Raw genomic sequence first — 1093 nt, forward strand, 5'->3', positions numbered from 1 at the left:
ATGATGCTGAAAAATATGACTCTTTAAAGAAATTTAAATCACTGGTATCTAAAATATCGGATGATATAACTTTATTTGAGAATGTAACTGAAGCTTCCAAATTTACGAATAAAGATTCGATGATGTATCCAATTTCAGACTTCTTAAAAATACTGGAAGGAAGAACTGTTTACGCACCATTGATTATGAAAATGGTTAGGATACATGAGAAAGCATTGATAACAAAGAATATCAAAGCCATAAATAAATTAAGAGAATATTTAAGAGCTGTTGAGACTTTTGAAGTTAGGTTCCAAGTTGTTTCTTACCGTGGACAATCTCTTTCTGAAAAGTTCACAAGTGTAACAAGACAATTAGATGATTTAACAACTCCTAGTGAATTATTTGAAATGATGACTAACAATGAAGGTTCGCTATCAATCTCTACTATTGATGCATTTGAAAGATCTTTAAACAATGCTTCATTACAAAATAAGGTAGCTTCAATCATGTCTTTAAGGATTGAAAACTTCCTAAGATTTGGTGGGTTTGAATATTCGAAAGATGATGAGTTTGTTGGTTATTACCAAAGAGTGTCGAGAGAACATATTATGCCAGTTAAATATGGAAAACATTGATTAGATGATTTAAGACAGTGGGTTGAAGAATCAGCACATGAAATATTGGATGAAGAAATTAAAAGAACAAGTAATTTAATTGGTAATTCAATTATTGCTCCTGATTGAAAAAATTCAGAGTGAGGTAATTTATCATTTTCTGAAAAGTGAAAAAAATACACTAAGAATAATGTAATTCCTAGCTTATATTTATTTCAAGGATTTGAATACAACGATATTGTGCTTAAGCCAATAGAAGAACACACTAAATTCACGCCTAACTTAATAGATGAAAGAACACAAGAAATTGCTAAATTAGCAAAAATCATTTGAAAAGATATGTAAAACTTACTTAGTGAGTTTTTTTATTTTTTTATATGAAAAAAAATACCTTTAGAGTATTTTTTAACAAATATCGGTGGAGTGAGATTCGAACCCACGCGAGAGAAATCTCTCCTGTTGCTTTTTTAAAGCAATGCATTAAGCCGCTTTGCTAT

Annotated in this window: 1 protein-coding gene; it reads left to right on the plus strand. The window is 29.7% G+C overall.

The window, feature by feature from the left end:
* On the plus strand, window positions 1-941 hold a 941-nt coding region (locus C4B24_RS05075; protein ID WP_168388377.1), incomplete at its 5' end, for an HNH endonuclease family protein.
* Window positions 942-1093 lie beyond the last annotated feature (152 nt).

Origin of the sequence: Mycoplasma marinum (genome assembly GCF_004335975.1) — a bacterium.
Taxonomy (GTDB): domain Bacteria; phylum Bacillota_I; class Bacilli_A; order Mycoplasmatales; family Metamycoplasmataceae; genus Mycoplasma_K; species Mycoplasma_K marinum.